This is a genomic window from Xanthomonas sp. F14 (assembly GCF_014199865.1).
On record NZ_JACHOM010000004.1, the window covers coordinates 360730 to 384053 of the forward strand.

The window sequence follows — 23324 nt, forward strand, 5'->3', positions numbered from 1 at the left end:
ACTGCACGTCTTTACCGGACCCTCGCATGCCTCGTTCGTTGTTACGCCAGTTGCTGCTGATCTGGGTGGTGATCCTGGCTGCCTGCGTGGGCGTGGCCACGATGTTGTATGGCCTGTACCGACAGACCGAAGGCGTGCGACTGGACGATGCGCGCCAGCAATTGACCGCGCAATGCGCACGCATCGTGCAGCGCTACGCCGGCGCGAGCGAGGCGGCGCGCAGCGGCGACAACGGCGCCGGGTTGGCCGCGGTGGTGGTGCAACTGGTGCTGGCCGATGCGCCCGGTGTGGAGGGCGGGGTGTGGAACCTCGACAAGGGATTCGTTGCCTACGCCTATCCCACCTACGACGGCAGCGATCACAAGACCGATATCCCGGCCGCCGAGTGGACCACGATCGTCAGTACCGCGCGGCAGAGTGCGGTGGGCAACAAGGCCGTGGATTTTCGTCGCGACGGCAGCCGCGAAGTGGTGTTGATCAGTGCCTGCCCATTGGCCGCGGGAACCGCCGCTTGGACCATGTCGCGGGTGCCGGCCAGCACCTCCGATGCCTGGCGGCCACTGGCGATCGGCATGCTGCTGATCTTCGCCATGGTGGCAATGTCGGCGATTGCCCTGGGCGTGGTGGTGCGGCGCTGGAGTCAGCGCCTGCAGCGCATCCAGCAGGCGCTGGCCGCCGATACCGAACTTCCGCAGATTCCGGTCACCGGCGCACCCGAGCTGGACCGGCTGGGCGCTGCGGTCAGCGATTACGCACAGCGCAATGCGCAGGCCTTGGCGCAGACGCGGCGGCTGGCCGACGAGCTGGCACGGCACGAGCGGCTGGCCGCACTCGGGCGCCTGACCGCCACGGTGGCGCATGAGATTCGCAACCCCATCGCCACGATGCGCCTGGCCGTGGAGAACGAAATCGCCACGCGCCAGGGCACGCCGGACGATGCCGCGCACGCTGAGCTGATGCTGGGGCAGATCCGTCGCCTGGATGGGGTGGTCGAAAGCCTGCTCGGCATGGTGCAGCCGATCCGGCTGCAGCTGGAGACGGTGGTGGTGCAGGACTGGCTGGCGAGCTTGCTCGATCCTGCCATGCTGCCGCCGGGCGCGCCGGCGCCACAGCTGCGCGTCCCGGACGCGCAGCTGCAGTGGATGCTCGATCCGCAGCAGCTCGGCCGTGCCGTACACAATCTGCTGCGCAACGCGCTCCAGCACGCCGATGCAGGCAGCGCGGTGACACTGGAGGCCAGCGCCAGCGATGGGTTGCTGCAGCTACGGGTGAGCAATCGTGGCGCGGCCATCGCCGATGCCATCGCTTCGCAATTGTTCGAGCCGTTCGTCAGCGGTCGCGCCGACGGCAATGGCCTGGGGCTTGCGCTGGTGCGCGAGATCGCCCGTGCACATGGCGGGCAGGTGCGTTATGCACACGCCGACGGTATGACCCATTTCATTCTGGAGCTGCCATGGCGCGCATCCTGATCATTGACGACGATGCGGCGTTTCTGGCCACCTTGCAGGCAACGCTGCGCTCGCTCGGCCATACGGTGGTCGCGGTCGACAACGGCGCCGATGGTTTGCTGCGCCTGAACGAGGGCGGCATCGACCTGGCGTTCGTGGACTTCCGCATGCCCGGCATGGACGGAATCCAGGTGCTGCGTGCGCGTGCGGACGATCCCCGCGCGCGCCAGGTGCCGCTGGTGATGCTCACCGCGTACGCCTCCAGCGGCAACACCATCGAAGCGATGACGCTGGGTGCGTTCGATCACCTGGTCAAGCCGGTGGGGCGTGCGGATATCGTCGAGGTGGTGGAGCGTGCATTGGCGAGTCGCGCCGATGCCGATGCCGATGCCGATGCCGCAGCGAGCGGACCACCCGACGACGACGACGGCCTGGTCGGCCACAGTCCGGCGATGCGTACCGTGCATAAACGCATCGGGCTGGCGGCAGCTTCCGATCTGCCGGTGTTGATCACCGGCGAAACCGGTACCGGCAAGGAGCTGGTCGCGCGCGCCCTGCATCGCGCCAGCGCACGCGCAGATGCGGCGTTCGTGGCAGTCAATTGTGCGGCGATCCCGTTGGAGTTGATGGAAAGCGAATTGTTCGGCCATCGCAAGGGCGCCTTTTCCGGGGCGACCAGCGACCGCATCGGCCTGATTCGCGAGGCCGATGGCGGCACGTTGTTCCTGGACGAGATCGGCGACATGCCGCTGCCGATGCAGGCCAAGTTGTTGCGCTTCCTGCAGGAAGGCGAAGTGACGCCGCTGGGCGGGCGCGGCGCGCAGAAGGTGGATGTGCGCGTGCTGGCGGCCACGCATCGCGATCTGGCGGCGTGGGTGGCGGCAGGACAGTTCCGCAGCGATCTGCGCTATCGCCTCAATGTGGTGCCGATCGAACTGCCGCCGCTGCGCGAACGCGGGCAGGACATCGTGCTGCTTGCGCAGTATTTCCTGCGCAGCGGCGAAGGCGCGGCGCGCGCGCTGTCGGCGGACGCGCAAGCGCGGCTGCTGGCCTACCCGTGGCCCGGTAACGTGCGCGAGCTGCGTAACGTCATGCAACGCAGCCAGCTGCTGGTGCGCGGCCACAGCATCGTTGCCGCGGATCTGGACGACGCGCTCGAGTACGATGCCGAGCAGCACACGACGACAGCGCCACCGGAAGGCAGCTTGCCCGAGGCGGTGGCGCGGCTGGAAAAGCAAATGATCCAGGACGCCTTGGCGCACAGTGGCGGCAACCGCGCCGAAGCCGCGCGCCGGCTCGGCATTCATCGCCAGCTGCTGTACCGCAAGCTCGATGAGTACGGCCTGCAGTAGGCGCAGCGATCACCGGACGCGATGTCTGCAGGCTGCCGCTTCGGTCACGACGCAATACGCGCACAGCAGCACGTGCACCTGTTGTCATGCGCACCTGTTGGTTGCATGTCGCCGCTGCCACTCGCAGCATTGGCTACGGCCTTCCACCAGCAACCGGCGCAGCCGGAAAGCGCAGCACCACGCGTTCGAAATCCAGCCCGGACATCGGCACGCGCACCCCGCCGACGAGCGTGCCCGGCACATTCTTGTCTTGCAGGGTCGGACGCACAACCGAGCTGCAAAGTGTCTGCAAAGCGGACAGTGGTGGATGAAACGCAGACGACTGTCCGCGCGCGTGCAGACACAAAACCCTTGTAAAACAACGGATTCGCTGTTGGCACGATTGCTGCTTTATCTCCAGGGCGAGCGGCGCTCCTGCCGCGTTGGAGACATCGCATGATTCGTCAGACCGCACTTGCTTTCGCACTGGCCTGCAGCGTGGCGACCGCTGCCGCGCAGGCTCCCACACCGCCGGCAGCACCGTTGGCGCCGCGCGCGCCGGTCGGCACGCCACCGCCGGCCCCGCCGGTGCCGCCCGCACCGCCCGCGCCGTTGGCCGCCACCCCGGTGCGCATCACCGGCACGGTCGAGCGCTTCATGCTCAATCCCAATGGCGAGGTCGACGGCCTGTGGTTGCGCGATGGCACCCAGGTGGCATTTGCACCGCATCTGTCCGCACAGTTGCAGGCTGCGGTGCGCCGGGGCGATACGGTGAGCGTGCAGGGCTATCGCCTGGGCAGCCTGCCGGTGCTGCGCGCCAGCAGCATCCGCTCCAATCGTGGTGGGCGCGAAGTGGTCGACCAGCCGCCGGCGGGCGCCATGCCGCCGGCGCCGCCAGCGCCTGCTGCGTTGAAGCCGTTGCAGGCGGAAGGACGCATCGAGCGCTTGGTCTACGGCCCGGGTGGCGAGACCAATGGCGCGTTGCTGAGCGATGGCACGCTGGTGCGGATGCCGCCGCATCTGGCGCTGCAGTTCGGTGATCTGCTGCGGGCCGGCGCGCCATTGAGCGTGAGCGGCTTCGGGGTTGCCACCGCCAACGGCCGCGCCATCGAAGCCACCCAACTGGGCCGCGATCGCGCCTCGCAGCGTGCGCTGTTCAGCCCGCCACGCCCGGACGGCCCGGTGCCGCCCGCACCACCGGCCCCGCCTGTCCCGCCGGCTGCACCGCCAGCGCCGGCTCCGGCGCCGCGTTGATCCAGGGCGCCGCCGCCCACGCGGCGGCGCTTACCCGTCGCGTTCCCCTCTACGCGCCTGTTCACACGCCGCATGCGTGGCGACGGGCGCGGCTTGCCGGCATCGGCCGGTTCTCACTTCTCTGGAGTTTTTCATGCATTGGGTCGACCCTGATTTCCTTCCCGAAACCCGCGGCACGCTGGCGCGCTTTCTGCTCAACCCCAAGGCCGATATCGACGGCCTGCTGCTGACCGACGGCACCGAGGTGCACACGCCGCCGCACCTGTCCGCCGCCTTGCTCAAGGCACTCAAGCCCGGCAGCACCTTGAGCGTGCGTGGCCTCAAGCCGCGCGATGTGGACATGCTGGTGGCCCTGGCGATCGATCCGGAAGGCGGCAAGCGCATCGTCGATGAGGGCCCGCACGGGCCGCATGCCAAGCCCAAGCCCAAACCGCCCGCCGGCAAGCCGCCCAAGCCGCAGCTCACCCAGCACAGCGGCACCATCGCGCGCCTGCTGCACGGCCCGCACGGGCAGGTGCATGGCGTGTTGCTGGACGACGAGGTCACGGTGCGGTTCCCACCGCATGCCGGAGAGGACTTCGCCAAGCAGTTGGTGGTCGGCAAGACGCTGGTGGCCGAAGGCGATACCAGGACGACCCCCCACGGGGTGCTGGTCCACGCGCATGCCTTGGGCGCCAAGGCCGCGTCGCTGAAGCAGATCGAGCATCCGCATGGTCCGGGTGCGCATAAGCCGAAGCCGAAGCCGAAGCCGAAGCACTAGCAGCCTGCAATGCGACTGCCGTGCTGGCGCCGTGCGACCGCAATTGGGTCGCACATGCCGCCCAGCATGCGCAGTCGCCTTTCATCGTTTCGTGGAGAGCGCCGATGCGCATGAGCACACCGCGTCCCCGTGGCAGCCGCGCACTGGAGGCGCTGCATTTCAGCGTGGCCGATGTGCAGGACGGGCTGGGGCCATTTCTCAGCGTGTTCCTGCAATCCAGGGGCTGGTCGGTGGCGGCGATCGGCACGGTGATGAGCGTGGGCGGCATCGCCGGCATGCTCGCCACCACCCCGGCCGGTGCACTGGTCGATAGCACCCGGCGCAAGCGCGCCGTGGTGGTGGTGGGCTGCCTGGCGATCCTGTTGGCCACGGCGCTGATCTGGCTGCATCCGACTTCCTCCGGTGTGGTCACCGCGCAGATCGTCTCGGCGTTGGCGGCAGCCGGCATCGGCCCGGCACTCACCGGCATCACCTTGGGGCTGGTGCACGCGCGCGGATTCGATCATCAACTGGCGCGCAATCAGGTCGCCAACCACGCCGGCAACATGCTGGCCGCGGTGCTGGCCGGCTGGCTGGGCTGGCGCTACGGGTTTGCGGCGGTGTTCGTGCTCACCGCCGCGTTCGGTGTGCTGGCGATCGCGGCGGTGCTGCTGATTCCGTCTGCGGCCATCGACCATCGCGCAGCGCGCGGCCTGGGCCACGCCGACGGCGCGGACACCCTCAGCGGCTGGCGGGTGTTGTTGACCTGCCGGCCACTGGCCTTGCTGGCCATCACCCTGGGGCTGTTCCACCTGGGCAATGCGGCGATGCTGCCGCTCTACGGCATGGCCATCGTGGCTGCGCATGCGGGCGATGCGAGTGCGCTGACGGCGACCACCATCGTGGTCGCGCAGGCCACGATGGTGGTGGTGGCGTTGCTGGCGATGCGCTGGATCCGCGTGCACGGGCATTGGTGGGTGCTGCTGGTGGCCTTCATGGCCTTGCCGCTGCGTGCATTGGTGGCAGCGTCGCTGATCCATGGCTGGGGCGTGTTTCCGGTGCAGATCCTCGACGGACTCGGCGCCGGCCTGCAGGCCGTGGTGGTGCCGGCACTGGTGGCGCGATTGCTGCAGGGCACCGGGCGCGTCAATGTCGGCCAGGGCGCGGTGATGACGGTGCAAGGTGTGGGCGCGGCGCTGAGCCCGGCCTTGGGCGGCTGGCTGGCGCACGCCTTCGGCTATCGCATCGCGTTTCTGGCGCTGGGCGCCATCGCCTTGCTGGCGGTGGCGCTCTGGGCAGGCTGCCGCGGCATGCTGCAGGCAGCGACCGATGCCCAGGCGATGCAATGAGGTCATCGCAGCGGCGCGGAGCAGCACGCAAACGGCAACGCCCGCGACTGACATAAGCGCGGAGCACGCGTTGAGTGACAGACCGGTATGGGAACCATGCAGCGGGCCGGGATCGGGGCGGACGGTGCCGCAGTCAGCCAGCCGTCTGCATCGCCACGGTTATCGGCCGCCGCTGAAGTCCCACTGACGCCAGGCTTCGAACACCATCACCGCAACAGTGTTGGACAGATTGAGGCTGCGGTTGTCCGGGCGCATCGGCAGGCGCAGCCGGTGCTGTGGCGGGATCGACTCCAGCACGTCGGCGGGCAAGCCGCGTGTCTCCGGGCCAAACAGGAAGGCATCGCCATCGGCAAATTGCGGTGTGTCGTAACGCACGGTGCTGCGCGTACTCAGTGCAAACACGCGCTTGGGCGCGATCGCGGCCAGGGCGGTGGGCAGGTCGGCATGCACCTGCAGGCTTGCGTATTCGTGATAGTCCAGGCCGGCGCGTTTGAGCTGCTTGTCGCTGAGGTCGAAGCCGAGCGGCTCGATCAGGTGCAGGCGCGCGCCGGTGTTGGCGCACAGGCGAATCACATTGCCCGTATTGGGCGGAATTTCCGGCTGAAACAGGATGACATCGAGGACGGGGGCTGACATGCGCGCAGTGTAGCTGCGCGCGTGCTCAAAGGCGGATGGCGGCGTTGACAAGCGCTTCCAGTTCGACCGGCGACGGCTGCAGCTGCGGCACCGGCAGGTTGACGATGACCTGGCCCATCAGCGCGCCGATGGCGGCAGCAGCCTGGCCGGAGGTGCTCTGCACGCTGGCAGCGGCGTTGCGGGTCACCAGGTCGGCGCGCTGGTCGGCGGACGGACGCACCTGCACCGCAGCGAGGGTGAGGATGCGCGGGCCGGCCTGCTCGGCGGCGAGGGCGGCCAGCTGCTCGGCCGACGGACGCACCTGCACGGCGGCCAGGGTAGGGATGTCGCTGTTGCGCTCCAGCGCCTGCTGGGCGATCTGGTCGGCCGACGGGCGGACCTGCACGGTGTCCAGCGTGGTCAGGCTGGCGGCCTGGGCGAAACCGGCCAGGGCGGTACCGGCAAACAGGGCGGCGGAGAGGGCGATGCGCAGGGTCTGGGTATTCATGGCGAGGTCTCTTGGTGTGGGTGATCAGTGGTGTGGTAGTAAGGTAGTACACCGTTTCGGTAAGTGCAATCACTTTCGCGGCGCAGTTTTATTTATTCAGCTGGCAGTCATTTTCATTGATCGAGGTCGCTTCCCGCTGCTTGCCCATGCCATGCAGCAAACCGCGTGCCAGTTACAGTGGATTGTTTTTAAAGGGATTTATGCGCCGCAGCGGTGTCCGCGTCCGGACACCCGGACGCGGTTGCGGGCGCCGGACACCTGCCGAAGCGAGAGAACACGACGATCTGCTTGGTGTTCAGCGCGCTGAATGCGTGGCATGCGGCGGCGCAGCGCACGCCGATCGCCGCCCGGCAACTGCGGCACAATCCGGCTTCGTCCTCAGGTGTCTAAGACTTATGCGCGTGCTGATGCTGTCTGTTCTGGTTGCCACCACTGCCACGGCCTGCACCTGGGTGCCGATCGAGCAAAGCGGCAAAGGCGTGCAGGTGCTGCCCGCAGGCCCTGTGCCAGCTGGCTGTCAGCAGCAGGGCGAGGTGGTGGTGTCGGTCAAGAGCAAGGTCGGCTTCTACAACCGCAACCCATTGCGGGTGCAGGAAGAGCTGGAAACGCTGGCACGCAACGAGGCGCCGGGCGCCAATGCCAATACGGTCCAGGCGCAGGGTCAGCCGGCCGATGGCAGCCAGCGCTTCAACGCCTTCCGCTGCCCGCCGCGCTGAACCGTTGGGCTGGGGCGCGGCCGCTGCAATTGTAAAGATGCGGTAAAACCAGCCAGCGGCTAGACTAGCGCCCCCTCGCCTGACGCCATGGCGCTACTTCGATGCTCTTCCAGAATGTCTCCATCGCGGGACTGGCGCATATTGATGCGCCGCACACGCTGACTTCCAAGGAAATCAACGAGCGCCTGCAACCGACCTACGACCGCCTCGGGATCAGAACCGACGTGTTGGGCGACGTTGCCGGCATCCATGCACGGCGCTTGTGGGACCAGGATGTCCAGGCCTCGGACGCCGCCACCCAGGCTGCGCGCAAGGCACTGCTCGACGCCGGCATCGGCATCGAGAAGATCGGCCTGCTGGTCAACACCTCGGTGAGCCGCGACTACCTGGAGCCGTCCACCGCCTCCATCGTGTCCGGCAACCTCGGGGTCGGCGACCATTGCGTCACCTTTGACGTCGCCAACGCCTGTCTTGCCTTCATCAACGGCATGGACATCGCCGCCCGCATGCTTGAGCGCGGCGAGATCGACTATGCGCTGGTCGTCGATGGCGAAACCGCCAACCTGGTGTACGAAAAGACCCTCGAGCGCATGACCTCGCCCGACGTCACCGAAGAAGAGTTCCGCAATGAACTCGCCGCGCTGACCCTGGGCTGCGGTGCCGCAGCGATGGTGATGGCGCGCACCGAGCTGGTGCCCGACGCCCCGCGTTACAAGGGTGGCGTGACCCGCTCGGCCACCGAGTGGAACAAGCTGTGCCGCGGCAACCTGGACCGCATGGTCACCGACACCCGCCTGCTGCTGATCGAAGGCATCAAGCTGGCGCAGAAGACCTTCCTGGCCGCCAAGCAGGCGATGGGCTGGGCAGTGGACGAGCTGGACCAGTTCGTCATCCACCAGGTCAGCCGCCCGCATACCGCCTCGTTCGTGAAGTCGTTCGGCATCGACCCGGCCAAGGTCATGACCATTTTCGGCGAACACGGCAACATCGGCCCGGCTTCAGTCCCGATCGTGCTGAGCAAGCTCAAGGAGCTCGGCCGCTTGAAGAAGGGCGACCGCATCGCGTTGATGGGGATTGGTTCTGGCCTGAACTGCTCGATGGCGGAAGTGGTCTGGTAATGCGCGTGATAGTGCCCGGCCGATGCTTTTGCACGCCGGGCAATATCGCTGCTTAAGTAAAAAAGTGGTATCTAAGTTTCCTTGCAGGAACAGTTGCGGTCTGTAAGGAAAGACGATGGCTCAGCGCATTACTGGACACTATGTTGCTGGCGCTCTCGCAGGGAGCCGTTACCAGGCGTTCGTCCCTAATCCGTTGCCGCCAGCGCCGGCACTGGATTTCGCACAGGCCGAACTGGTGGCGCGCAAAGAGCGCGCCGACCAGGCATTGGGGCGACTGGACGGCATCACGCTGATGCTGCCGGACCCGGAGCTGTTTCTCTATCAGTACATCCGCAAGGAAGCCTTGCTGTCGTCCCAGATCGAAGGAACCCAGTCATCGCTCTCGGACCTGTTGCTGTTCGAGATGGATGCGGCACCGGGCGTGCCTGTCGACGATGTCGAAGAAGTGTCCAACTATGTCGCCGCCCTCAACCATGGTTTGCGGCGCCTGCGCGAGGACGATTTCCCGCTGTCGCTGCGTTTGATTCGCGAGATGCATGCGCTATTGCTGCAGGGCGGGCGTGGAGCCGGCAAGCAGCCAGGTGAATTCCGCCGGAGTCAGGTGTGGGTAGGCGGGGCCTCGCCTGCACTTGCACACTTTGTTCCGCCACCGCCAGATGCATTGCCCGACGCGCTGTCGGCACTCGAACAGTTTCTGCATACGCCGCAGGGGCAGATGCCGCCGTTGGTGAAGGCGGCGCTTGCCCACGTGCAGTTCGAAACCATCCATCCTTTCAGCGATGGCAATGGGCGCCTGGGACGGCTGTTGATTACCTTGATCCTGTGCAGCGAAGGCGTGCTGCGGGAGCCCAGCCTGTATCTGAGCCTGTATTTCAAGCGCCGTCGTGCCGATTACTACGATCGCCTCAATGCAGTGCGACTCAACGGTGACTGGGAAGGATGGCTGGGTTTCTTTCTGGATGGTGTGGCAGAGACCGCGCAACAAGCCGTCGACACCGCGCAGCGCCTGCTGGCACTGTTGGCACGTGATCGGGCCCGCATTGCGGCTTTGGGCCAGCGAGCAGGTAACGTCGGCCTGGTGTTTGAGCAGTTCGCGCGGCGCGTGGTATTGGCGGTGCCGCAGGTGGCGCCCGCCCTGTCGTTGAGTGCGCCCACCATCCGTGCTGCGGTACGCACCCTGCAGGAGCTGGAAATCGTCAACGAACTCACCGGCCAGCAGCGGCATCGTATTTTTGCCTATCACGCCTATCTCGACATCCTCAGCGAAGGGGCGCAGCCGCTGTGAGCGATGCGTTTGCGCACGGCTGTTGCCGACGATGCAGAGACATCCAGCGTATTTTCGATACTGTCGTGGCGATGTAGCTGGCGACTTGCCACGCACCCAGCCCAAGCTTCAGCAAATAGAGAGATCCATGAACTACCCCGGCTATCCCTTCACTCCCCAGCGCCTTGAGGTGCGTCCCGGCATTGCGATGTCGTATCTAGACGAAGGTCCGCGCGATGGCGAGGTGGTCGTGATGCTGCACGGCAATCCGTCGTGGAGCTATCTGTGGCGGCACCTGGTCAGTGGCCTGTCGGATCGTTACCGCTGCATCGTGCCGGACCATATCGGCATGGGGCTGTCCGACAAGCCGGACGATGCGCCCGACGCGCAGCCGCGTTACGACTACACGCTGCAGTCGCGCGTGGATGATCTGGACACGTTGCTGCGGCATCTGGGCATCACCGGTCCGGTCACGCTGGCGGTGCACGACTGGGGCGGCATGATCGGGTTCGGCTGGGCGTTGTCGCACCATGCGCAGGTCAAGCGGCTGGTGATCACCAACACCGCTGCGTTCCCGTTGCCGCCGGAAAAGCCGATGCCGTGGCAGATCGCAATGGGGCGGCATTGGGGACCGGGCGAATGGTTCATCCGCACGTTCAATGCGTTTTCCTCCGGCGCATCCTGGTTCGGGGTGTCGCGGCGGATGCCGGCGGAGGCGCGTCGCGCCTATGTGGCGCCCTACAACAATTGGCGCAATCGCATCTCCACCATTCGCTTCATGCAGGATATTCCGCTGTCGCCCGCCGACCAGGCCTGGTCACTGCTGGAGCGCTCGGCGCAGGCATTGCCGTCGTTCGCCGATCGCCCGGCGTTCATCGCCTGGGGCCTGCGCGATATCTGCTTCGACAAGCACTTCCTGGCCGGCTTCCGCAAGGCATTGCCGAATGCCGAGGTCACCGCGTTCGACGATGCCAATCACTACGTGCTGGAAGACAAGCATGAAGTGCTGGTGCCGGTGATCCGTGCGTTTCTGGAGCGCAACCCGCTGTAAGCGCTGCTGGCATGGCCACGCAGGCGCTCGCTAGATGAGTGCCTGTTGCATGCAGAACGCGGATGCACGAACGATGGGATCGGCCATGCCGTCGTTCTGTTGGCCGTTGCGTGGGGATGCCGCGCTCACTCGCAGCGATGGCCGTTACAACGGTGGCAGCGGATTGCGTTGCGCCTCGTCCACGCCCAGCCAGTCGGCCTCGGTCAGTGCGTGCAGGCCGTGCGCCAGCCGGGATTTGTCGCACTGCGCGCTGCGCTGGCCGAATTCCAGCGAGGCCGGCACGGCAGCACAGGAGGAGGGCCGACGATCATGGATGCTGCAACGGCTGTAGCGGCCGATGTCCGCGTCCAGTGCGATGCAGCGCGGCTGCGATTGCGAGGTGCCGCGCATGACGCGTTCGTGGGTGCGCAGCGCATCGGTCAGCTCGATCGGCACCCTGCCGCCCAATGCGGGATCGGCTTCGCTCCAGTGGAAACTGACGCGGAAGTAGGCGCAGCAAGCGCCGCAGGTGAGGCAGGGATGTGCCATGGAATGCCGGGCCTTGCGCGGCGAAACAACGTGGTGAGCGCGGCATTCTGACCGAACCACGCTGCGATACAAGTGGCGCGGCCGTGCGCCGGTTAGCGGTTCATCTGCGTCGCTCGACGCAGCGCGTGTGTGCAAGGCGCTGCGCCTTGCGCGGGCAGGCACCTCGCGCGCGAGCACTGCGCGGTGTTGTTATGGCCCGACGACGCGCAATCGCCGCGTCAGCCATCGCTGCGTTGGGAGCACGCACCAGCGCAGCTGACCTGAGCGCGGTCAAGCGGCCAGCACCGTCGGCGCATGGGTGATAATGCGGCAATGACTACGACGACTCTCTGCAATATCGCCGCCACCCTGCCGGAACTCGCGCGCGAGCGCCCCGAGCAGATCGCCATCCGTTGCCCGGGCCGGCGCGCCGCCAACGGGTTTGCCGCCTACGATGTGACCTTGAGCTATGCCGAGCTGGACGCGCGCAGCGATGCGATCGCTGCCGGCCTGGCCCTGCACGGCATCGGACGCGGCGCGCGCGCGGTGGTGATGGTGCGCCCGTCGCCGGAATTCTTCCTGCTGATGTTTGCCTTGTTCAAGGCCGGTGCGGTGCCGGTGCTGGTGGATCCGGGCATCGACAAGCGCGCGCTCAAGCAATGCCTGGACGAAGCGCAGCCGCAGGCGTTCATCGGCATTCCGCTTGCGCAGCTGGCGCGTCGTCTGCTGCGGTGGGCGCGCTCTGCAAAGCAGATCGTCAGCGTCGGTGGCCGTTACGGCTGGGGCGGGGTGACACTGGCGCGCTTGGAGCGCGATGGCGCCGGTGCCGGCAGTCAGCTGGCCAACACCGGGCCGGACGATGTGGCCGCCATCCTGTTCACCAGCGGCTCGACCGGCGTGCCCAAGGGCGTGGTGTACCGCCACCGGCATTTCGTCGGCCAGATCGAATTGCTGCGCAATGCCTTCGGCATGCAGCCCGGTGGCGTGGATCTGCCGACGTTTCCGCCGTTTGCCCTGTTCGATCCGGCACTGGGGCTGACCTCGGTGATTCCGGACATGGATCCGACCCGCCCGGCCACTGCCGATCCGCGCAAGCTGCATGATGCGATCGACCGCTTCGGAGTCACGCAGTTGTTCGGCTCGCCGGCATTGATGCGCGTATTGGCCGACTACGGCCAGCCCTTGCCAAACGTGCGCCTGGCCACCTCGGCCGGTGCGCCGGTGCCGCCGGACGTGGTGGCCAAGATCCGCGCGCTGTTGCCGGAAGATGCGCAATTCTGGACGCCGTATGGCGCCACCGAATGCCTGCCGGTGGCAGCGATTGAAGGGCGTACGCTGGACGCCACCCGCGCGGCCACCGAGGCCGGTGCCGGCACCTGCGTCGGTCAGGTCGTCGCGCCGAACGAGGTGCGCATCATCGCCATCGACGATGCGGCCATTCCCGAGTGGAGCGGCGCGCGCGTGCTGGCGGCGGGCGAGGTGGGCGAGATTACCGTCGCTGGCCCCACCACCACCGACACCTACTTCAACCGCGACGCGGCCACGCGGATTGCCAAGATCCGCGAGCGCAACGCGGATGGCAGCGAACGCATTGTGCATCGCATGGGCGATGTGGGCTACTTCGATGCCGAAGGGCGCTTGTGGTTCTGCGGGCGCAAGACCCACCGCGTGGAAACCGCCACCGGCCCGCTCTACACCGAGCAGGTGGAGCCGGTCTTCAACGTGCATCCGCAAGTGCGGCGCACCGCCTTGGTCGGTGTCGGCGCACCCGGACAGCAGCAGCCGGTGCTATGCGTGGAATTGCAGCCTGGCGTGGTGGCATCGGCATTTGCGCAAGTGGAAACCGCATTGCGCGCGCTGGGCGCTGCGCACCCGCACACGGCTGGAATTACGCGTTTCCTGCGCCATTCCGGATTTCCGGTGGATATTCGCCACAACGCCAAGATCGGCCGCGAAACGCTGGCGATCTGGGCGGCGCAGCAACGTGGCTGACCTGTCGATGCGTATCGCGCACGCAGCTGGCCGCATCGCCAATTCCGGCCGCGCCCGTTATCGTGTGCGTCCTTGCGATGGAGGTGATGCGTGCGCATCCTGGTAACCGGTGGTGGTGGCTTTCTTGGCCAGGCGTTGTGCCGCGGCTTGATCGCGCGTGGGCATGAGGTGGTGAGTTTCCAGCGCGGCGATTATCCGGTGCTGCAGAGTTTGGGCGTGGGCCAGATCCGTGGCGACCTGGCCGATCCGCAGGCGGTGCGGCACGCCTTCGCCGGCATCGATGCGGTCTTCCATAACGCCGCCAAGGCCGGTGCGTGGGGCAGCTATGACAGCTACCACCAGGCCAATGTGGTGGGCACGCAAAACGTGCTCGACGCATGTCGGGCCAACGGTGTGTCGCGCCTGATCTATACCTCCACGCCCAGCGTGACCCATCGCGCCACCAATCCGGTGGAAGGCCTGGGTGCCGACGAAGTGCCCTATGGCGAGGACCTGCGCGCGGCGTACGCGGCAACCAAGGCGATCGCCGAGCGCGCGGTGCTGGCGGCCAACGATGCGCAACTGGCGACGGTGGCCTTGCGCCCGCGCCTGATCTGGGGCCCGGGCGACAATCATCTGTTGCCGCGCCTGGCCGCGCGTGCGCGCGCCAGCCGCTTGCGCATGGTCGGCGACGGCAGCAACCTGGTGGACAGCACCTACATCGACAACGCCGCGCAGGCGCATTTCGATGCGTTTGCGCATCTCGCTGCAGGTGCCGCGTGTGCGGGCAAGGCGTATTTCATCTCCAACGGCGAGCCCTTGCCGATGCGCGAGTTGCTCAATCGCCTGCTGGCTGCGGTGGATGCACCCGCGGTGACGCGTTCGTTGTCGTTCAAGACCGCGTACAGAATCGGTGCAATCTGCGAGACCATGTGGCCACTGTTGCGTCTGCCTGGCGAAGTGCCGTTGACGCGTTTTCTGGTGGAACAGCTGTGCACGCCGCACTGGTACAGCATGGAGCCGGCACGTCGCGACTTCGGCTATGTGCCGCAGGTCAGCATCGAAGAGGGGCTGCAACGGCTGCGATCCTCATCTTCCAACGACATCGCCATCACTCGATAAAGACCGCCGCATCTTCAGGATACGTCTGCGCCGATTCGGCACGACAACTTCTGGAATCCTTGCCATGCTGCATTACGCCATCATCTTCTTCGTCATCGCCATCATTGCCGCCGTGCTGGGCTTCAGCGGCATCGCCGGTGCGGCGACCAACATCGCCTGGATCCTGTTCGTGGTGTTCCTGATCCTGGCTGTGATCTCGATGTTCCGTCGCGGCAAGGTATAACGCCTAGCTGCGATACGTCACGGCAGCGGCGCTGCCGGTCGACGCTCGCATGGCCCGCTTCCGCAAGGAGGCGGGCCATGTGCGTTGTGGACGCTCCATCGTTGAATCGCTTCTGTTTCAAAGCAGTTTTTCGAGATATTGCACGTGCTTGCCGTTGCCCAGCAGCGCGTCACCGACCGGCTGGAAACCCAGCTGCAGATGCAGCGCCAGCGATGCCGGATTGGGTGGGAGCAGGTTGACCTCGCAGACCAGCCGCGGTTGCCCCGCTGCACGCGCGGCGTGGATGAGCTCGTCATACAGCTGCCTGGCAAGCCCGCGCCGCTGCGCATGCGCGGCGATCACGATACGGTCGATGTAGACAAAGCGCGCGAAGCGTTGCGCCATCCATGCAAAGTTCGGGTTGGCGTAGGCCGCGCCTTGATCCAGCGCGATCAGCAGGCCATCCGCCGGCGCGACGAGGCGTGCGTGCCACGCCAGTTGCAGCAGTGCAGCCAGCCCTTCGGCATCCAGCAGCGACAGCTCGGTGGCATGCGCATTGTTGAGCGCAAGCAGTGCGCCGTGGTCGTGCGGTTGCACCGCACATATACGGGCCTGGCTCATGCGCCTGGCTCGGCCGCGCTGCGCACTGTTCGATCGACGACGTGCCGTTGCGACACCACATCGATCTGCGCCAGCGCCTGTTCCGGCTGGGTCGGGCGCAGCTGCTGTTGCTGCGCGCCCGGCAGCAGGGCCACGCCGCGACCGCTGCGATGCAGGGCGATGCGGGCCGGGTCGTCGGCATTGAGCAGGAAGCTGTCGGGGTCGTTGACGTGCCACTGGCCCTGCTTGTCGATGCCGATCAGCACCGGCTCGAAGCGCTGCGGATCCAGCGCATCGAGAATGTTGCGCGCCGATTGCAGCGAGACCTCGTGCTCGGCCGATTTGCCGCCGAAGATGAGACCGACCCGGATCTTGCGCATTGCCTGCTCCTGCCACCTGCGTGATGAGGTCGCCAGCATGCCCGCGGCAGGCGTGCCGAAGGAAGTCCTGCATGATCGACGCACGCGGCCTGGCCACAAGGCGCCCTGCCATGATCGCCACCCCGGCCTCCGGCTTGCACGTGCCACACCACCGTCAAGCAGTGGCGACATGCGGGGACGGTAGAATGCGCCCATGCCCGGATCCCTGTTCAACTCACTCAAGCCGCTCGCCGGCCAGGCCCTGCAAGCCGCGCTCAACCGCGCGCTGGCACTGGACCCCGATACCCGTGATGCGCTGCTGCCACTGGAAGGCCAACGCATCGCACTGACCCTGGAGGCGCCTGCGCTGGCCCTGCAGATCCGCGTGCACGAGCGCCGCTTGCTGGTCGGCCCGGTGGACCAGGCGCAGGAGCCGGACCTGGCCGTGCGCAGCAGCCTGGCCGGCTTGCTCGGCCAGCTGCCGTTCCTGGCCAACGCGCGCCGCAGCGGCGCACCGGCCGGGCGGCTCAAGGTCTCCGGCGATGCCGAGCTGGCGCGCCAGCTGCAGCAACTGGCCGGCCGCTTCGATCCGGATTGGCAGCTGCCGTTCGTGGCGGTGTTCGGCGAGATCCTCGGCGTGCAGATCGCCAATGCGGTGCGTGCAGCGCTGCAGCAGGCACGCCGCAGCGCGGTGGATCTGGCGCATAGCGCGGCAGAATTCGTGACCGAGGAATCGCGCGACGTGGTGCCGCGTGCCGAACTGGACGCCTTTCACGACGATGTCGACGAACTGCGCGACGACGTCGAACGGCTGGCCGCACGCGTGGCGCGCCTGCGCGCGGCCGGAGGTGCGGCATGAAGGCGCTGCTGCGGGCCAGCCGCATCGGCCGGGTGATCCTGCGCTACCGCCTGGACGACCTGTTGCAGGACACGCCGGCCGAGCGCTGGCTGCGCCTGGCCAAGCCGTTCGTGCCGCGCGCCAGTGCCGAGATCGCCGCGCAATCGCGCGGTGCGCGGCTGCGGCTGGCGTTGCAGGAACTGGGGCCGATCTTCGTCAAGTTCGGGCAGATCCTGTCGACCCGGCGCGACCTGATCCCGGCCGACGTGGCCGATGAACTGACCCTGCTGCAGGACCGCGTCAAACCCTTCGACGGCGAAGCGGCGCGGCTGATCGTCGAGCGCGCGCTGGGCCTGCCGGTGAGCGTGGCGTTTGCCGCGTTCGACACCGTGCCGCTGGCCTCGGCTTCGATCGCGCAGGTGCACGCGGCCACCTTGCCGCCGGATGCCAACGGCGTGCGCCGCGAGGTGGTGGTCAAGGTGCTGCGCCCGGATATCGAGCGCCAGATCGATGCCGATATCGCGTTGCTGCAGTCGCTGGCCACGCTGGTCGAACGCACCCACCCGCGCGCTGACAAGATCCGGCCCCGCGAAGTGGTGGCCGAGATCGAAGGCACCCTGTCGGCCGAACTCGACCTGCAGCGCGAAGGCGCCAACGCCAGCGTGCTGCGCCGGTTCTGGGAAGGCTCGGACGATCTGTACGTGCCCGAGGTGATCTGGTCGCACACCGCCGAGCGTGCACTCACGCTGGAGCGCGTGTACGGCATTCCGTCCGACGACATCGCCAAGCTCGATGCGGCCGGTATCGACCGCAAGGCACTGGCGGCCAAGGGCGTGCGGGTGTTCTACACGCAGGTGTTCCGCGACAACTTCTTCCATGCCGATGCGCACGCCGGCAACATCTGGGTCGACAGCGACCCGGAGCGCCGGCTCAATCCGCGTTTCATTGCGCTGGATTTCGGCATCATGGGCCAGCTCTCGCAGGAAGATCAGTACTACCTGGCGGAGAACTTCATGGCGATCTTCCACAAGGATTACCGCCGCATGGCCGAGCTGCACGTGGAGGCGGGCTGGATGCCCGACAACGTGCGCATCGACGAACTGGAAGCGGCCGCGCGCTCGGTGTGCGAACCGTACTTCACCCGCCCGTTGTCGGAGATTTCGCTGGCCGAAGTGCTGATCAAGCTGTTCCGCGTCGCGCAGCGCTACGAACTGACGCTGCAGCCACAGCTGATCCTGTTGCAGAAGACCTTGCTCAACATCGAAGGCGTCGGCCGCCAGCTCGACCCCAGGCTGGATATCTGGGCAGTGGCGCGGCCGGTGCTGGAACGCATCCTGCGCGAGCGTTACAGCCCGCGCCGCGTACTCGGCGAGTTGCGCAAGCGCCTGCCGGAAATCATGACCCATGCGCCGGACATGCCGCGCCTGGTGCACAGCTGGTTGAAGCAGCAGGTGGAAGGCCGCCACCAGATCGACATCCGCTCGGCCGAGCTGCGCGCGCTGGACCTGAGCCTGCGCAAGCTGCAGACGCGCGTGGTCACTGCCATCACCGGCAGTGGCCTGCTGGTGGTGGCTGCCGTGCTGTATGGCCTGCACCCGGATGGCTGGTACCTGGGCACGGTGCCGGTATGGAGCTGGGTCAGCGGCGGCGCCGGCTCGGTGGCCCTGCTGGTCGCCTGGCTGCGGCGCTGAAGCACTAAGACACTGCGACAGGCGGCCTGCTGCATCCGGCTGGGTAGCGGCAGCGCCTGCAGCGGCACGATGACGAAGCCGTCCCCGGCGAGGTAGTGATGATCGATCTGCAGGCGTTGAAGGACGAACTGGCGCGGTTCGGTAGCGACAACGATGCGCACCAGCCGGAGCGTGGCCGGCGCATGCTCAACATCACGCCCGACACCGGGCAATTGCTGGCCGTGCTGGTACGCGCCACCACTGCGCGGCGCGTGCTGGAAATCGGCACCTCCAACGGTTATTCGACGCTGTGGCTGGCCGAAGCGGCCGCCGCAATCGGTGGGCACGTCACCACGGTGGAGCTTGCGGCCGACAAGGTGGCCCTGGCGCAGGCCACGCTTGCACGCAGCGGCCTGGCCGCGTCGGTGGATGTGGTGCACGGCGACGGCGGCGCGTGGCTGACCCAGGCCGCCAGCGCCAGTATCGATCTGGTCTTCCTGGATTCGGCGCGCGGCGAGTACGTGCGCTGGTGGCCGGCACTGCGCCGCGTGCTGCGCGGCGGCGGCCTGCTGGTGGTCGACAATGCGCTGTCGCATGCCGACGAACTGGCGCCGTTCACCGCGCTGCTGGCTGACGATCCGGCAGTCACCTGCAGCGTGGTGCCGGTGGGCAAGGGCGAATTGCTGGCGGTGTGCGGCGCAGCCTGAGCGTGCGCCGCCGAGCTGCCACGCCCTCAGGCCTCGATGCGCGTGGTCGGCATGCGCCATAGGGCGCGGCGGCGCAGTGGCATGCGGTGTCGACGATGCGGATAATCCGCCGGTGAGCACATCCCCCAAGCACTTGCAGATTCTCTTCCAGGACGAGCTCCTGGCCGTCGTCGACAAACCCGCCGGGCTGATGGTCCACGACAGCAAGCTGGCGCGCGGGGAGGACGACTTCCTGGCCGACCGCCTGCGCGAACAGCTGGGCCGGCCAATCTTTCTGGTGCACCGGCTCGACCGCGCAACCAGCGGCTGCCTGCTGCTGGCGTTCGACCGCGAGGCCGCCAGCGCGCTGGGCAAGGCCTTGATGGCCGGCGAGTTGGAGAAGGACTATCTGACCGTCTGCCGCGGCTGGCCGGCCGAGGAGCGCTTCATCGTCGACCACGATCTGGACGGGGGCCCCGGCAAGCCGGTCAAGAAGCCGGCGGTGACGCACTTCCAGCGCCTGGCGACCGGCGAGCTGGAGATCCCGTCCACCGGTTTTGCCACCTCGCGCTATGCGCTGCTGCGCTGCCAGCCGCAGACCGGGCGGTTCCGGCAGATCCGCCGGCACATGAAACACCTGTCGCACCACATGATCGGCGACACCAGCCACGGCGATGGCCGGCACAACCGCAGCTTCCGCATGCTCGGCATCCACCGCATGCTGCTGCACGCCGAGCGGCTGGGGTTTCCGCATCCGGGCGACGGGCGGCGCATCAGCGTCACTGCGCCGCTGGATGTGGAATTTTCCAAGGCCTGCGCATTGCTCGGGTGGGAGACGGCCGCGCTGGGAGCGGTGCAGACGGCTTGATGCGGTGCGCGCGGCTAACGGTCAACACGCCCACACGATCTGCTGGAAATCCGCACAACCGTACCTCACCCCAACCCCTCTCCCGCAGGAGAGGGGCCAAGCGCTCCCTCGCCGCATGGGACAAGCGGGTTGGCGCAATCATCGTCAACGCCCTCAACGCCACCGTCGCAAGCAGCAACCGCCGCAGCAGGCACGCTGTTCCGATTCCCCAATCCCGATTCCCCCATCCCCGCCCTTCAGGGCTTCTGCGGCGCCGCCGCCGGCGTATTGACGATCTTCTCCAGATCCTTCTGCAGGTCGGCAAACAGCGGCAGCATCTTCTGCTGGATCGCGCCCATCAGGTTCTGGGTCAGTGCCGGGGTCTTGTCCAGCAAGCTCTGGCCGGCCGAGCTCTCGTAGAACTCGGCCATGGCCAGCACGTCCTCGCGTGAGAACGAGCGCTTGTAGATGTCCACATACATCGGCCGCAGCTCCGACCACGACAGCGCCTTGCGCACGGTCTGGCGGGTGCGCTCCTGGATGCGCTGCAGCTGGGCCTGCTGGTCGGCGTCGAGCTGGCGCTGGGCGGTGAGCTGGGCGAACTGTTGCTGCTGCATCGCTTCGATCTGCGGCAGCATCGTGTCCAGCATGGTCTGCGCGCGCGAGGCGGCCAGCAGGCGGTTGATGTCGGCATCGCTGGGTGCCTGCGCAAACGCGGCGGGCGTGGCCAGTGCCAGCGCGGCCAGCACGATCAGGCGGCGTGCCAAGGCGCGGGCGGCGGCAACGGAACGGGGCGGTGTCATCGGAGCATCCTGCACAGTCGGGGAACCGGCCGCAGCATACGGGAAGCCGGCGTTCGCGCGCGCGTCCATGCCGGTGCCGATACAATCGGCCCGATGGCCAGCGACCCGATCCAGATCACCCCCAGCCTGACGATCCCGCCCTGCGAGATCGTCGAGCGCTTCGTGCGCGCCAGCGGCGCGGGCGGGCAGAACGTCAACAAGGTCTCCACCGCGGTGGAACTGCGTTTCGACGTGGCCGGGTCGCCGTCGCTGCCCGAACCCCTGCGCGCGCGGCTGCTGTCGCGGCGCGACCGGCGCATGACCGCCGATGGGGTGCTGGTGATCGACGCGCAGCGCTTCCGCACCCAGGACCGCAACCGCGAGGATGCGCGCGAGCGGCTGGTCGAGATCATCAGTGCCTGCCTGTCGGTGCCCAAGCGCCGGGTCGCCACCAAACCGAGTCATGGTGCCAAGCTGCGGCGGCTGGATGCCAAGCGTGAGCGCAGCCATATCAAGCGTGGACGCTCTGCGTCCCACTGGGAGTAAGCGTGAGTCACACCGACCCGTCGTTGCCACCGGTAACACAGGCCAACATCCTGCTGCAGCCCTCTCCACCCAGAATGCCACGTGCGCACGGCCGCTTCGGCCGCTGGCTGGGGCGCACCGCACTGCGTCTGACCGGCTGGCGCCTGCTCGGGCGGCTGCCCGACGAACCCAAGCTGGTGATGATCGTCGCCCCGCATTCGTCCAACTGGGACGGCTTCCTGGGCTTTGCGGCCAAGTTCGCGTTGGGCTTCGACGTGCGCGTGCTGGGCAAGGCGCAGCTGTTCTGGTGGCCGCTGGGCCCGCTGCTGCGCAAGCTCGGCGCCATCCCGCTGGACCGCAGCTCGCCGCAGGGCACCATCGGCCAGGCGGTGCGGCTGATCCGCAATTCCGAACAGATGTGGTACGTGATTACCCCCGAGGGCACCCGCAAGCGGGTGGAGCACTGGAAGGCCGGCTTCTGGAAGATTGCCTCCGATTCCAAGGTGCCGATCCTGCCGGTGTATTTCGACTACCCCAGCAAGACCGTGGGCATCGGCGAGCCGTTCTGGACCGGCACCGACATGGCCGCCGATATCGCCGCCATCCGCACCTGGTACCGGCCGTGGCGCGGCAAGCATCGCGATACGCTGTGAGAATGCGGCCGCGCGCTTGAAAGGTTTTTGTCGCTGCCGGTCGCCTGCATTTATGACCGGCGCCGCCGGGCACCCTCGCTGCCTCCACCGAGGAAACACCATGATGGGCTTGTCCGCACGCGCACTGTGTTTGTCGCTTTCCCTCCTGCTTGCTGCCGGCCCGGTGCTGGCGGCCACGCCGATGCTGGTGATCCACGGCGGCGCCGGAGTGGAGAAATCCAGCCTTTCCAGCGAGGAACAGGCGCAGGCGCGCGAGGCGATGCAACGCGCACTGCGTGCCGGGCACGCGGTGCTGCAAGGTGGCGGCAGTGCGGTGGATGCGGTGGCCGCCACCATCTCCGTGCTGGAGGATGCGCCGCAGTTCAACGCCGGGCGCGGTGCGGTGTTCACCCATGACGGCAAGAACGAACTGGATGCCGCGATCATGGACGGCGTCACTGGCAAGGCCGGCGCGATTGCCGGCGTGCACACGGTCAGGAACCCGATCCAGCTGGCGCGCAGCGTCATGGACCATTCCAAACACGTGATGCTGGTCGGCGACGGCGCCGAACAATTCGCGCGCGAGCAGGGCGTCACGTTGGTCGACCCGGGTTATTTCCGTACCGACAAGCGCTGGCAGCAGCTGCAGAAAGCGCGCAAGGCCGAAGCCGGCGACCGCCAGGCGCAGGCCGAACTGGACCTGGAAACCGGCAAGCATTTCGGCACGGTGGGCGCGCTGGCGCTGGATCGCGCGGGACACCTGGCCGCCGGCACCTCCACCGGCGGCATGACCAACAAGCGCTACGGCCGCGTCGGCGATGCGCCGATCATCGGCGCCGGCACCTATGCCAACAGCCAGTGCGCGGTGTCCGGCACCGGATGGGGCGAGTTCTACATCCGCGCGGTGGCGGCCTACGACATCTGCGCACGCATGAAATACGCCGGGCAGTCGTTGCAACAGGCCGCCGACACGGTGATCGACCAGGAGATTCCCAAGGCCGGCGGCGACGGGGGTGCCATCGCGCTGGATGCGCAGGGCAACGCCGCATTCCCGTTCAATACCGAAGGCATGTACCGCGGCTGGATCGGCGCCGACGGCAGCCCGCATGTGGCGATCTTCAAGGATGAGACGCTGTAGCGCGCATCCTCAATCGCACCCATCTTCCCAATCCAACGGCACATGCCGACGC

At 67.2% G+C, this 23324-nt stretch carries 25 protein-coding genes and 1 pseudogene; 19 read left to right on the top strand and 7 right to left on the bottom strand.

Translation table 11 applies throughout. The annotated features are described in order from the left end of the window. The first annotated feature begins 26 nt into the window (after window positions 1-26). Window positions 27-1469 (top strand): sensor histidine kinase, encoded by a 1443-nt coding sequence (locus tag GGR73_RS15625; protein ID WP_054592045.1) that lies wholly within the window; start codon window positions 27-29, stop codon window positions 1467-1469. Beyond that, window positions 1454-2800: a sigma-54-dependent transcriptional regulator gene (locus GGR73_RS15630; protein WP_184457766.1), complete on the top strand. Its 1347-nt coding sequence runs from the start codon at window positions 1454-1456 to the stop codon at window positions 2798-2800. Before GGR73_RS15625 ends, GGR73_RS15630 begins: the two co-directional genes overlap by 16 nt. A 133-nt stretch (window positions 2801-2933) precedes the next feature. On the opposite strand, the gene GGR73_RS20370 is transcribed toward GGR73_RS15630, so the two are convergent. Next, a complete protein-coding gene (locus tag GGR73_RS20370) occupies window positions 2934-3068 on the bottom strand; it encodes a hypothetical protein (RefSeq protein WP_257998493.1) in 135 nt (44 codons plus the stop codon). 167 nt (window positions 3069-3235) lie between these two features. Between GGR73_RS20370 and GGR73_RS15635 the strand changes: the two genes are divergently transcribed. From GGR73_RS15635 to GGR73_RS15645, 3 genes are all read left to right on the top strand, one after another. Then, a complete protein-coding gene (locus tag GGR73_RS15635; protein WP_184457768.1) occupies window positions 3236-4033 on the top strand; it encodes a hypothetical protein in 798 nt (265 codons plus the stop codon). Between the two features lie 133 nt (window positions 4034-4166). Beyond that, complete coding sequence (locus tag GGR73_RS15640; RefSeq protein WP_039529072.1) at window positions 4167-4793, top strand: hypothetical protein; 627 nt, start codon at window positions 4167-4169, stop codon at window positions 4791-4793. A gap of 104 nt (window positions 4794-4897) precedes the next feature. After that, window positions 4898-6121 carry an MFS transporter gene (locus GGR73_RS15645; RefSeq protein WP_065033150.1) on the top strand — a complete coding sequence of 408 codons (1224 nt, stop codon included), beginning with the start codon at window positions 4898-4900 and terminating at the stop codon, window positions 6119-6121. 159 nt (window positions 6122-6280) lie between these two features. On the opposite strand, the gene GGR73_RS15650 is transcribed toward GGR73_RS15645, so the two are convergent. Then, a complete protein-coding gene (locus GGR73_RS15650) occupies window positions 6281-6757 on the bottom strand; it encodes a tRNA (cytidine(34)-2'-O)-methyltransferase (RefSeq protein ID WP_039517704.1) in 477 nt (158 codons plus the stop codon). 25 nt (window positions 6758-6782) lie between these two features. After that, on the bottom strand, window positions 6783-7244 hold the full coding sequence (locus GGR73_RS15655; protein ID WP_184457771.1) for an XAC0231 family protein: 462 nt from the start codon (window positions 7242-7244) through the stop codon (window positions 6783-6785). Window positions 7245-7639: 395 nt separating this feature from the next. On the opposite strand from GGR73_RS15655, the gene GGR73_RS15660 reads away from it, so the two are divergent. The 4 genes from GGR73_RS15660 to GGR73_RS15675 all read left to right on the top strand — a co-directional run bounded on the left by GGR73_RS15660 (window position 7640) and on the right by GGR73_RS15675 (window position 11393). Then, a complete protein-coding gene (locus GGR73_RS15660) occupies window positions 7640-7960 on the top strand; it encodes a DUF4156 domain-containing protein (RefSeq protein WP_016903993.1) in 321 nt (106 codons plus the stop codon). A gap of 101 nt (window positions 7961-8061) precedes the next feature. Then, complete coding sequence (locus GGR73_RS15665; RefSeq protein WP_016903994.1) at window positions 8062-9078, top strand: 3-oxoacyl-ACP synthase III; 1017 nt, start codon at window positions 8062-8064, stop codon at window positions 9076-9078. A gap of 115 nt (window positions 9079-9193) precedes the next feature. Further along, window positions 9194-10363, top strand: coding sequence for a Fic family protein (locus GGR73_RS15670; protein WP_184457773.1), 1170 nt, complete (start codon window positions 9194-9196; stop codon window positions 10361-10363). 127 nt (window positions 10364-10490) lie between these two features. Beyond that, window positions 10491-11393, top strand: coding sequence for an alpha/beta fold hydrolase (locus GGR73_RS15675; RefSeq protein ID WP_184457775.1), 903 nt, complete (start codon window positions 10491-10493; stop codon window positions 11391-11393). A 144-nt stretch (window positions 11394-11537) separates the two neighbouring features. Here GGR73_RS15675 and GGR73_RS15680 read toward each other — a convergent pair whose 3' ends face one another. After that, entirely contained in the window at window positions 11538-11921 is a 384-nt protein-coding gene (locus GGR73_RS15680; protein WP_024939040.1) for a YkgJ family cysteine cluster protein, read from the bottom strand. A gap of 312 nt (window positions 11922-12233) precedes the next feature. Here GGR73_RS15680 and oleC point away from each other — a divergent pair, with 312 nt between their 5' ends. The 3 genes from oleC (at window position 12234) to GGR73_RS15695 (ending at window position 15216) form a co-directional block, all read left to right on the top strand. Next, entirely contained in the window at window positions 12234-13892 is a 1659-nt protein-coding gene (gene oleC, locus GGR73_RS15685; protein WP_184457776.1) for an olefin beta-lactone synthetase, read from the top strand. A 90-nt stretch (window positions 13893-13982) separates the two neighbouring features. Further along, the gene (gene oleD / locus GGR73_RS15690; RefSeq protein WP_184457778.1) at window positions 13983-14993 is read left to right on the top strand and encodes a 2-alkyl-3-oxoalkanoate reductase; all 1011 of its coding nucleotides are present in this window, start codon (window positions 13983-13985) and stop codon (window positions 14991-14993) included. Window positions 14994-15057: 64 nt separating this feature from the next. After that, window positions 15058-15216, top strand: coding sequence for a DUF1328 domain-containing protein (locus tag GGR73_RS15695; protein ID WP_003468167.1), 159 nt, complete (start codon window positions 15058-15060; stop codon window positions 15214-15216). Between the two features lie 117 nt (window positions 15217-15333). Here GGR73_RS15695 and GGR73_RS15700 read toward each other — a convergent pair whose 3' ends face one another. Both GGR73_RS15700 and GGR73_RS15705 read right to left on the bottom strand, forming a co-directional pair. Beyond that, a complete protein-coding gene (locus GGR73_RS15700; RefSeq protein ID WP_184457780.1) occupies window positions 15334-15816 on the bottom strand; it encodes a GNAT family N-acetyltransferase in 483 nt (160 codons plus the stop codon). Window positions 15817-15869: 53 nt separating this feature from the next. Next, window positions 15870-16175, bottom strand: a pseudogene (locus GGR73_RS15705) (D-alanine--D-alanine ligase A); the annotation flags it as partial. 193 nt (window positions 16176-16368) lie between these two features. Between GGR73_RS15705 and GGR73_RS15710 the strand changes: the two are divergent. The 4 genes from GGR73_RS15710 to GGR73_RS15725 all read left to right on the top strand — a co-directional run bounded on the left by GGR73_RS15710 (window position 16369) and on the right by GGR73_RS15725 (window position 20216). Next, on the top strand, window positions 16369-17013 hold the full coding sequence (locus tag GGR73_RS15710) for a ubiquinone biosynthesis accessory factor UbiJ (RefSeq protein WP_046345336.1): 645 nt from the start codon (window positions 16369-16371) through the stop codon (window positions 17011-17013). After that, window positions 17010-18683: a ubiquinone biosynthesis regulatory protein kinase UbiB gene (gene ubiB / locus GGR73_RS15715; protein ID WP_102580145.1), complete on the top strand. Its 1674-nt coding sequence runs from the start codon at window positions 17010-17012 to the stop codon at window positions 18681-18683. The genes GGR73_RS15710 and ubiB overlap by 4 nt, the downstream gene beginning before the upstream one ends. Before the next feature lie 98 nt (window positions 18684-18781). Then, the gene (locus GGR73_RS15720) at window positions 18782-19369 is read left to right on the top strand and encodes an O-methyltransferase (RefSeq protein ID WP_184380861.1); all 588 of its coding nucleotides are present in this window, start codon (window positions 18782-18784) and stop codon (window positions 19367-19369) included. Window positions 19370-19445: 76 nt separating this feature from the next. Beyond that, on the top strand, window positions 19446-20216 hold the full coding sequence (locus GGR73_RS15725; protein WP_184457782.1) for a pseudouridine synthase: 771 nt from the start codon (window positions 19446-19448) through the stop codon (window positions 20214-20216). 236 nt (window positions 20217-20452) lie between these two features. On the opposite strand, the gene GGR73_RS15730 is transcribed toward GGR73_RS15725, so the two are convergent. Next, window positions 20453-20998 (bottom strand): DUF2059 domain-containing protein, encoded by a 546-nt coding sequence (locus GGR73_RS15730; RefSeq protein ID WP_047126714.1) that lies wholly within the window; start codon window positions 20996-20998, stop codon window positions 20453-20455. Window positions 20999-21091: 93 nt separating this feature from the next. Here GGR73_RS15730 and arfB point away from each other — a divergent pair, with 93 nt between their 5' ends. From arfB to GGR73_RS15745, 3 genes are all read left to right on the top strand, one after another. Further along, entirely contained in the window at window positions 21092-21523 is a 432-nt protein-coding gene (gene arfB, locus GGR73_RS15735) for an alternative ribosome rescue aminoacyl-tRNA hydrolase ArfB (RefSeq protein ID WP_184457784.1), read from the top strand. 2 nt (window positions 21524-21525) lie between these two features. Further along, entirely contained in the window at window positions 21526-22155 is a 630-nt protein-coding gene (locus GGR73_RS15740; protein WP_024939028.1) for a lysophosphatidylcholine acyltransferase, read from the top strand. A 100-nt stretch (window positions 22156-22255) separates the two neighbouring features. Further along, the gene (locus tag GGR73_RS15745; protein ID WP_184457786.1) at window positions 22256-23272 is read left to right on the top strand and encodes an isoaspartyl peptidase/L-asparaginase; all 1017 of its coding nucleotides are present in this window, start codon (window positions 22256-22258) and stop codon (window positions 23270-23272) included. The last annotated feature ends 52 nt before the right edge of the window (window positions 23273-23324 follow it).